Source organism: Acinetobacter sp. UBA3132, assembly GCF_002364825.1.
Taxonomy (GTDB): domain Bacteria; phylum Pseudomonadota; class Gammaproteobacteria; order Pseudomonadales; family Moraxellaceae; genus Acinetobacter; species Acinetobacter schindleri.
The window spans coordinates 10,292-18,538 of record NZ_DEZM01000053.1 but is presented as its reverse complement, the minus strand read 5'-3'; the positions used below and the strand labels follow the sequence as shown (position 1 = coordinate 18,538).

At 42.7% G+C, this 8,247-nt stretch carries 8 protein-coding genes; 3 read left to right on the top strand and 5 right to left on the bottom strand.

Annotated features, from left to right (window positions below; translation table 11 throughout):
* Both B4033_RS02300 and B4033_RS02295 read right to left on the bottom strand, forming a co-directional pair.
* On the bottom strand, nt 1-663 hold a 663-nt coding region (locus B4033_RS02300), incomplete at its 3' end, for a beta-ketoacyl synthase N-terminal-like domain-containing protein (protein WP_286831786.1).
* A 220-nt stretch (nt 664-883) separates the two neighbouring features.
* Nucleotides 884-1,894: an AraC family transcriptional regulator gene (locus tag B4033_RS02295; RefSeq protein ID WP_004814497.1), complete on the bottom strand. Its 1,011-nt coding sequence runs from the start codon at nt 1,892-1,894 to the stop codon at nt 884-886.
* A 212-nt stretch (nt 1,895-2,106) separates the two neighbouring features.
* Between B4033_RS02295 and B4033_RS02290 the strand changes: the two genes are divergently transcribed.
* The 3 genes from B4033_RS02290 (at nt 2,107) to B4033_RS02280 (ending at nt 5,606) form a co-directional block, all read left to right on the top strand.
* A complete protein-coding gene (locus B4033_RS02290; protein ID WP_286831783.1) occupies nt 2,107-3,228 on the top strand; it encodes a CaiB/BaiF CoA transferase family protein in 1,122 nt (373 codons plus the stop codon).
* Between the two features lie 256 nt (nt 3,229-3,484).
* Complete coding sequence (locus tag B4033_RS02285; protein WP_286831781.1) at nt 3,485-5,128, top strand: nitrite/sulfite reductase; 1,644 nt, start codon at nt 3,485-3,487, stop codon at nt 5,126-5,128.
* Complete coding sequence (locus B4033_RS02280; protein ID WP_286831779.1) at nt 5,121-5,606, top strand: DUF934 domain-containing protein; 486 nt, start codon at nt 5,121-5,123, stop codon at nt 5,604-5,606. The genes B4033_RS02285 and B4033_RS02280 overlap by 8 nt, the downstream gene beginning before the upstream one ends.
* 43 nt (nt 5,607-5,649) lie before the next feature.
* On the opposite strand, the gene B4033_RS02275 is transcribed toward B4033_RS02280, so the two are convergent.
* From B4033_RS02275 to B4033_RS02265, 3 genes are all read right to left on the bottom strand, one after another.
* On the bottom strand, nt 5,650-6,111 hold the full coding sequence (locus B4033_RS02275) for a VOC family protein (protein ID WP_286831777.1): 462 nt from the start codon (nt 6,109-6,111) through the stop codon (nt 5,650-5,652).
* A 262-nt stretch (nt 6,112-6,373) separates the two neighbouring features.
* Nucleotides 6,374-7,549 carry a thiolase family protein gene (locus tag B4033_RS02270; RefSeq protein ID WP_004891575.1) on the bottom strand — a complete coding sequence of 392 codons (1,176 nt, stop codon included), beginning with the start codon at nt 7,547-7,549 and terminating at the stop codon, nt 6,374-6,376.
* 111 nt (nt 7,550-7,660) lie between these two features.
* On the bottom strand, nt 7,661-8,182 hold the full coding sequence (locus tag B4033_RS02265) for a GspH/FimT family pseudopilin (RefSeq protein ID WP_163169251.1): 522 nt from the start codon (nt 8,180-8,182) through the stop codon (nt 7,661-7,663).
* Nucleotides 8,183-8,247 lie beyond the last annotated feature (65 nt).

Here is an 8,247-nt window from a genome sequence, read left to right as displayed (position 1 = left end):
GTTGAGTTTGCTGAGTGTTTCAATGGTCGTATTCGGTTTAATGAACTCATCTTTATCCAGAATCACCACACCAGCTTTATCTTTAACTGGCACAATCGATTTATCAAAATGACCACTGGCCTGAGCTGTCGCCGCTTTTTTCTGGGACTGTTCTGCAAAGCTATCTACATCATCACGGCTATAATCATCAATGGTCGCAATCAGGTCAGCACCAATGCCTTGTGGAATAAAATCACAAGCCATATTGGTTTCAGGATCGAGTGCCCAAGGGCCGCCATCCGAACCCATCGGTACGCGGGACATAGATTCGACTCCACCTGCAACCACTAAATCCTCCCAACCTGAACGGATTTTTTGTGCGGCCATATTGACTGCTTCCAGACCAGAAGCGCAGAAACGGTTAATCTGTACACCAGCCACATCGTTATCCCAAGCCGCTGCAATTGCTGCAGTTTTGGCAATATCAGCACCTTGGTCACCAATCGGGGTGACACAGCCCAAGACAATGTCATCAACCTTGGAGGTATCTAAGGAATGACGCTCTTTCAGTTCATTGAGCAGGGTAGTGAGTAAACTGATCGGTTTGACTTCATACAAGGATCCATCCTTTTTTCCCTTGCCACGTGGTGTGCGAATGGCATCGATGATATAGGCCTCGCTCATACAATTTCCCTTTTTTGAATGAATAAAATTTGTTCTAATCATTTTGAGTGTAATGATTCTTTAGCTAAGCGCAATGACGAGAACGAACCAGGTCATTTGAGCAATCTGGTCAATGGCGATGATTCAAAAAAAGATCAGACAAAAAAATGCCCAAGTCTGGAGCTTGGGCATGAACTGAGATTAGCAAAAGAGCTAATATTGAATATGAAGAAGATGTGACTTAATGGTAACCATGTAATTGGCGATATAAACCTGGTGTTACACCGGTCCATTTTTTGAAAGCACGATGGAAGGTGCTGGTTTCACTAAAACCGACCTGTTGCGCGACATCTTCCAGGGTTAAATCTGGATTTAACAAGAGGTGAATCGCAGCATCTCGACGCAGTGCATCTTTAACGCCTTGATAACTCTTGCCTTCCGCAGCCAGACGACGACGTAAAGTTTGTGGAGATAGATATAGCATGGAAGCGACATCATTCAGCGTCGGCATTTCTTCGCCGATCTGGCTCTTCAGTACATCACGAATACGGGAGGTTAGAGAATTGGTATTTTTGAATTTTACCAACAGTTGAGCAGGTGCAGCTTTCAGGAACTCTTCCAAGGTTTCTTCATTCTGACGGATTGGTAAATCGAGATAATCTGCTGCAAAAGTAATTTCAGTACGCGGCGCATCAAACTGCATCACGGGTGCGAAGAATAATGCATCATATTCATCCGCATGATTTGGACGTGGATAGCTGAAATGTACACGTTCTAATGGGAGGCGGCGTTCAATCAACCACGAAGCTAGACCATGCCAGATCATTAGCATGCTTTCAGTGATGAAATGATCCGGGTCCATCTCTTTCGGAATTTGAGGGACTAAACGTGCTTCATGCTTGTCACGTTCCAGTGTCACCGCCCAGTCATCGCCAAACAGCTTGTAGAACTGGGAAGAAAGTTCCAGCGCATCACCTAAAGTTTTAGCGTGGATGATCAGCTGACACATGATTGCGAATGTGCCCAGACGGCGAGGCTGTTTGTCAAAGCCGACATGCTCGTCCTGTGTCACCATCCACAGCATTTTAATAAAACGGGTATATTGTTCTGGCGAGATACGGGCCTTAGGCTGATGCAGAAGTTCAGCTTCAATACCAACATGAGACAATAACGTATCGACGTCCATGCCGAGACGCTTCACGCCGTAGAGTGCAGCGTTAACGAAATGGATACTGATCGTATCGCGACTCATGTTTAATCCTTCAGTCTCTTTGATGTTCACTAATGCTTGACCTAATTGACAACAAATAATAAATCAATGGCAATTTACAAAATCGGATTTGCCATTTGTTACATATTAAATTGCCGAAATGATCAAGGTAAATGGCTGAACATGACATTGTTTTTGTGTGTTTATGTTTCTAATATGCATAAAAAACCATCATAAATAGAGTAATTATACTAATGTCTTATGCATTAAAAGGATTGAAAGTCCTCGATTTTTCTACACTTTTACCTGGTCCTTTTGCCACCATGTACTTGGCAGACCTCGGTGCCGAGGTTGTGCATATTGAATCACCAACACGTCCTGACCTGTTGCGATTAGTGCCACCATACGCACATGGACAGGCAACTGCACACAATTATTTGAATCGTAACAAACAATCTATCACGCTGGATCTTAAAAATCGTGACTGTATCGAACAGATCAAAACCAGGATTTCGGACTATGACATCGTGGTTGAACAGTTCCGTCCCGGCGTAATGCAACGTTTGGGACTGGATTACGCCACCTTGGCTGAAATCAATCCGCGACTTATTTATTGTTCCATTACTGGCTATGGGCAAACTGGTTCTTATAAAGATAAGGCCGGGCATGACATTAATTACTTGGCCTTATCCGGAATTGCCGGACATAGCGGTCGGGTTCAGGGTGGTCCACCGGCTTTAGGTATTCAGGTCGCTGATGTTGCTGGCGGTTCCATGCATGCGATTATCGCTGTCCTAGCAGCGGTGATTGAGCGCCAGCGTAGCGGAATGGGACAGTATATTGATATTTCCATGACCGATTGTGCGGTGACCTTAAATAATATGGCAGCCGCCGCCAGTCTGGCAGCAGGTGTGGATGCCCAACCGGAATCGGGGCATCTCAATGGCGGCACTTTTTATGATTATCACCAAACTCAAGATGGACGTTATCTTTCTATTGGCAGTTTAGAGCCACAATTTATGCAGGGTTTAGCCCAGGCATTGCAGTTACCAGTTCTGTTAGAAAAAGGTTCATCCTTAGATGCTCAAGACCAGAAAGAAGTGAAAGCAGCAATTCAAGAGAAAATTCGCAGTAAAACTCTGAATGAGTGGCAGACTATATTTGCTACTTTAGATGTGTGTGTGGAGCCGGTATTACACCTGGATGAAGCCTTAACTTCACAACTGGCACAAGAGCGGGGCTGGGTGGTGCATGTTCCAGTCAAAGCAGGGGAACAGGAGACTGAGCCACAGCTGGCCTGTCCAATCAAATTTTCCCGTTCTAGCTCACGCTATGATTTTATGGGACAGGCACTAGGTGAATCTGAACAGTGGTAAGTTTTTGGGTCTTTTAATGATTATTTATTGATCAGTAGAGGTGAGCTGCTTTTATATGAAAATAAATGCTAAAGATTTAAAAAATAAATCATTATTCGTTGAAAAGGAGTTTTGCTCGACAAATCCTTTAAATCACTGAATTTCTGGTAGGCTTATCAATAAAATCGCTATGAAATATGTATAAAAAGCATTTTATTGATAGATTCAATCTCGTTATCCTTGCCGACGATATAATAGAAACTACTAGCTGTACGCCATGTATTTATATACTGATTTCGATCAGCAACTGATTAATGAACGTGTTGCACAGTTCCGTGACCAAACGGAACGTTACTTAGCGGGCAAATTGACGGAAGATGAATACCGTCCGCTCCGCCTTCAAAATGGTCTTTATGTACAACGTTATGCGCCAATGTTGCGTATTGCGGTGCCTTATGGCCTGATGAATTCTAAACAACTTCGTAAAGTGGCTGATCTGGCGAAAGAGTATGATCGTGGCTATGCACACGTTTCAACTCGTCAGAATATCCAGTTTAACTGGCCTGCACTAGAAAACGTGCCTGATATGCTCGCTGAACTGGCAACTGTGCAAATGCATGCGATCCAGACTTCAGGGAACTGTATCCGTAATACTACCACTGACCAGTATGCAGGTGTGGTGGCAGGTGAAATTGCAGATCCACGTCCGACCTGTGAATTGATCCGTCAATGGTCAACTTTCCACCCGGAATTTGCTTTCTTGCCACGTAAGTTCAAGATCGCGGTATCTGCGCTGGAAGAGATTGACCGTGCAGCAACTTCATTCCACGATATCGGTGTATATATCGTAAAAAATGAAGCTGGCGAAATTGGTTACAAGATTAAAGTCGGTGGTGGCTTAGGTCGTACGCCGATTATCGGTAGCTTTATCCGTGACTTCCTGCCACGTGAAGACCTGATTGCTTATCTAGAAGCAGTACTTCGTGTATACAACTTGCATGGTCGTCGTGACAATAAATATAAAGCGCGTATCAAAATCTTGGTAAAAGCACTGACACCTGAAGTATTTGCTGAGAAAGTAGAAGCTGAATTTGCACATACCATTAAAACATTGAAAATCGATGCTGAAACCTTGGCAAAAATGGATGAGAACTTCACGCCATTTGCTTATCAAGATTATGCAGATGAAGATTTTTCTGAACAGTTCGCGGCGCATCCGAAATTCAAGCAATGGTTCAATATCAATACCAATGCGCACAAGGTGAAAGGCTATCGTATCGTTACGATTTCACTGAAACGTGCAGGTGTGGCTCCTGGTGATGTAACCACTGAAGAGATGAACCTGATTGCAGATCTTGCAGACAAGTACACTTTCGGTGAATTACGCACGACTCATGAGCAAAATATTGCCCTTGTTGATGTCCCACAAAAAGACCTGTTCGAATTGTGGACGATCCTTGAGCAAAACAATCTGGCCCGCGCTCACATTGGTTTCTTGACGGATATCATTTGCTGCCCGGGCGGTGACTTCTGTTCATTGGCGAATGCGAAATCAATTCCGATTTCTGAAGCAATTTCACGTCGTTTTGATGATCTGGATACGATTTATAACCTTGGCAAAATCGACCTGAATATTTCAGGTTGTATGAATGCCTGTGGCCATCACCACGTCGGTAATATCGGTATTTTGGGTGTAGATAAAAAAGGTGCTGAATTCTACCAAATTACTTTAGGTGGTAATGCAGACCATGATGCTTCAATCGGTGACATTCTTGGGCCATCATTTGCTGCAGAAGTGGTGCCGGATATCGTAGAAGAGATTCTGAATACTTATCTTGACTTGCGTCAGGACGGTGAAGAGTTTATCGATACTTATCGTCGTGTCGGCATTCAACCATTCAAGGAGCGCGCATATGCTTAATACCGCACTACAAGTGCTCTCTAAAGATGGCACAATTGCAGATAACACTTACCAATCAATTGGTGAAGATGGCGTATTGCCACAGGGTGATGTAGTTCTGACTGTGGATCAGTTAGACCAGATTGCCAATATTTCTGGTAAAAAAGCATTGTACTTAACGGTTGATGCTTCACCTGAAACCAATGAATTTCCACTTGATCAGTTGGATGCAATCTTTATCGAGTTTGCCGGTTTTAATGATGGCCGTGGTTATTCATTTGCAGCACTTCTTCGTCGCCAGGGTTTTCAGGGCGAGCTGCGTGCAACAGGTGATGTATTTAAAGACGTACTGAACTATATGAAGCGTTCGGGTTTCGATACTTTCGTGATTAAAGAAGGTAAAGATATTCAGGAAGCGGCAGCAGGTTTAAATGACTTTAGCAATCCGTACCAAGCATCCACAGCTGTGCCAAAACCGAACTATCAGACTGGAGCTTAATCCGTCTTCAGTTAAAAGCCTCCAAATGGAGGCTTTTTTATTTCTAGAAATTTGGAATACGTTCTTCTAATAGACAGTTAATCATCCACTGCACACCAAACTGATCGGTACAGGCACCATAAAGTGCGCCCCAAAAAGTTTTTTCCAAAGGCATTTCAATTTGACCCTTGGCAGATAAAGCCTCAAACAGTCGTTGAGCTTCGGCTTGTTCACTAGCACTTAAAATAATTGCAATATAGTGATTGGTCCCTTTGGTAAAAGTAGGGGAGCTAGGGCTGTCTAGCTTTTCATTAATATCTGATCCCATTAATTCAGTATATTCATTGATAGGAAGTGAAATATGCAAAATCTGGCTTCTATCCGTATCGGAGAGGTCAATGCCTTCCTGTCCGGGCATATCACCATAACGGCTCAAATTAGAAAATTCACCACCAAACACTGAACGATAAAAAGTAAAAGCGGCTTCAGTTTCACCCTGGAAGTTGAGATAGTGATTAAATCGCATGGAGGTTTCCTTTTTTCTTGTTTTGATTCTCTCTAATTTACTCTTTGCAACGTGTCTGATTGATAAAGAAGCTTTATGAAAATGTAAGTAAGGGAATTCTTCTATTGATAGGATAATCAAGACAAAAATAATTTTTAGTTTAAGACCCGGTTTTAAATGATTGTTCGAGTAATGCTTTAGTAGACATCATTAAGGCCAGATTTTGGATTAATAAAAAAAGAGGGCTTTAAAAGCCCTCTTCAGTCGTTTGACTTTTTGAAAATTAGATTAGCTCAATCGCGACTGCAGTTGCTTCACCACCACCGATACATAGAGCTGCAACACCTTTCTTGCCGCCAGTGCGCTTTAAAGCATGGATCAAAGTCAGGATAATACGAGAACCTGTAGAACCCACTGGGTGACCTAGTGCACAAGCACCACCATTAATATTGACTTTTTCAGGATCAAGCTTGAACTCATCCATTGGACACATGGTGACCATGGCAAAAGCTTCATTGATCTCCCAAAGATCTACTTCTTCTGCTGTCCAGCCTGCTTTATCCAGTACTTTCTGAATAGCACCAACTGGAGCAATTGTAAACTCGGATGGATGCTGAGAGTTTGACGCATAGGCAACAATTTTTGCTAATGGGTTTAAATCTTGAGCTGCTGCATTGTCAGCAGAAGTTAAAACCAATGCAGAGGCACCATCAGAAATAGAGCTGGCATTTGCTGCAGTAATGGTACCATCTTTAGCAAAAGCAGGACGTAATGTTGGGATTTTATCAATATTGGCATTGAATGGCTGTTCGTCTTTATCAACCACTACATCACCTTTACGGGTGGAAACAGTGACTGGCACAATTTCATCTGCAAAGTAGCCTTCATTGACCGCAGTTTGTGCACGTTTTAATGAACGGATAGCGAAATCATCCATCTGTTCACGCGTATAACCTTTGGTATTTGCCATATCTTGGGCAAAAGAACCCATTAGGCGACCAGTTTCTGCATCTTCTAAACCGTCCAGGAACATATGGTCTTTAATTTCACCATGGCCCATACGGAAGCCGCCACGTGCTTTGGGTAATACATAAGGCGCATTGGTCATGGATTCCATGCCACCAGCAACTACATAAGTTGCAGAACCGGCCTTGATCATGTCAGCAGCTTGCATCACTGCTTTCATGCCTGAACCACAAAGCTTATTAATAGTTACAGCACCTGTGCTGTCTGGAAGACCAGCCTTACGCATTGCCTGACGGGCAGGACCCTGTTTTAAACCGGCAGGAAGAACACAACCCATAATGACTTCTTCGATGTCTGTTGGTTGTAAACCTGCACGTGCAATGGCTTCTTTGATCGTGACAGCACCTAGTTCAGGCGCAGTCACACCTGATAAGCTGCCTTGGAAGCCACCCATGGCTGTACGTGCACCATTGACAATTACGATGTCAGTCATTGTTGTATCTCCATATGAGTTTTAGTCTTTTATTCTCGACCTAAGCAGTATATTGAAAAAACTGCAAGATTAAAGCCTCAAAAAAATTGAATCATAAACCGGACAGTTTTCTCAGCATGTGCTCAGATTCTCTTTACGCAGATGCCCCATTTTGCTAAGTACAATTTTGTAATAATAGGAATGCTGAAAAGAACAGTAGTAAAAGCTGCCATTGGAGCCAATAGGTAAATTGGTTTGAGCCTGATAGTTGACACTTGGGATACTTAAAGCACCTCTCCAATCCAGCTGTCCATATTTAAGTCTTAGATGATCAACATGCAGTACGGTTTCGCCGGCATCAACCTGTCTATTTTTATTTTGATCGACAAATACCAGCCAGGCATTGCTCCACTGATTCGTTTGACAGGTCGATAGATTTAATGTGGGACAAATCACAATATTCTGCCGTAATACTGCCGATTGACTGCGTGCATAGCGATTCACTGCTGTAATCTTCTGATAAATACTGTTAGCTTCTTGTTTTGACTGATATTCTTGAAACAAAGGAACTGCTAGGGTTGTAAGTATTGCAAGAATGGAAATAACAACAATAAGCTCCACAATTGTGAACGCATTATTTCTTTTTATATACATGGTTTAACCTATTTATATATTATTTTTATTTGAAACATGCTATTAATTAGGCGTTTTTTAATGCT

Excerpts from the sequence above, each read along its gene's own strand:
- B4033_RS02295 (WP_004814497.1), bottom strand. The coding sequence starts at position 1,894 with ATGAGTCGCGATACGATCAGTATCCATTTCGTTAACGCTGCACTCTAC.
- B4033_RS02290 (WP_286831783.1), top strand. The coding sequence starts at position 2,107 with ATGTCTTATGCATTAAAAGGATTGAAAGTCCTCGATTTTTCTACACTT.
- B4033_RS02285 (WP_286831781.1), top strand. The coding sequence starts at position 3,485 with ATGTATTTATATACTGATTTCGATCAGCAACTGATTAATGAACGTGTT.
- B4033_RS02280 (WP_286831779.1), top strand. The coding sequence starts at position 5,121 with ATGCTTAATACCGCACTACAAGTGCTCTCTAAAGATGGCACAATTGCA.
- B4033_RS02275 (WP_286831777.1), bottom strand. The coding sequence starts at position 6,111 with ATGCGATTTAATCACTATCTCAACTTCCAGGGTGAAACTGAAGCCGCT.
- B4033_RS02270 (WP_004891575.1), bottom strand. The coding sequence starts at position 7,549 with ATGACTGACATCGTAATTGTCAATGGTGCACGTACAGCCATGGGTGGC.
- B4033_RS02265 (WP_163169251.1), bottom strand. The coding sequence starts at position 8,182 with ATGTATATAAAAAGAAATAATGCGTTCACAATTGTGGAGCTTATTGTT.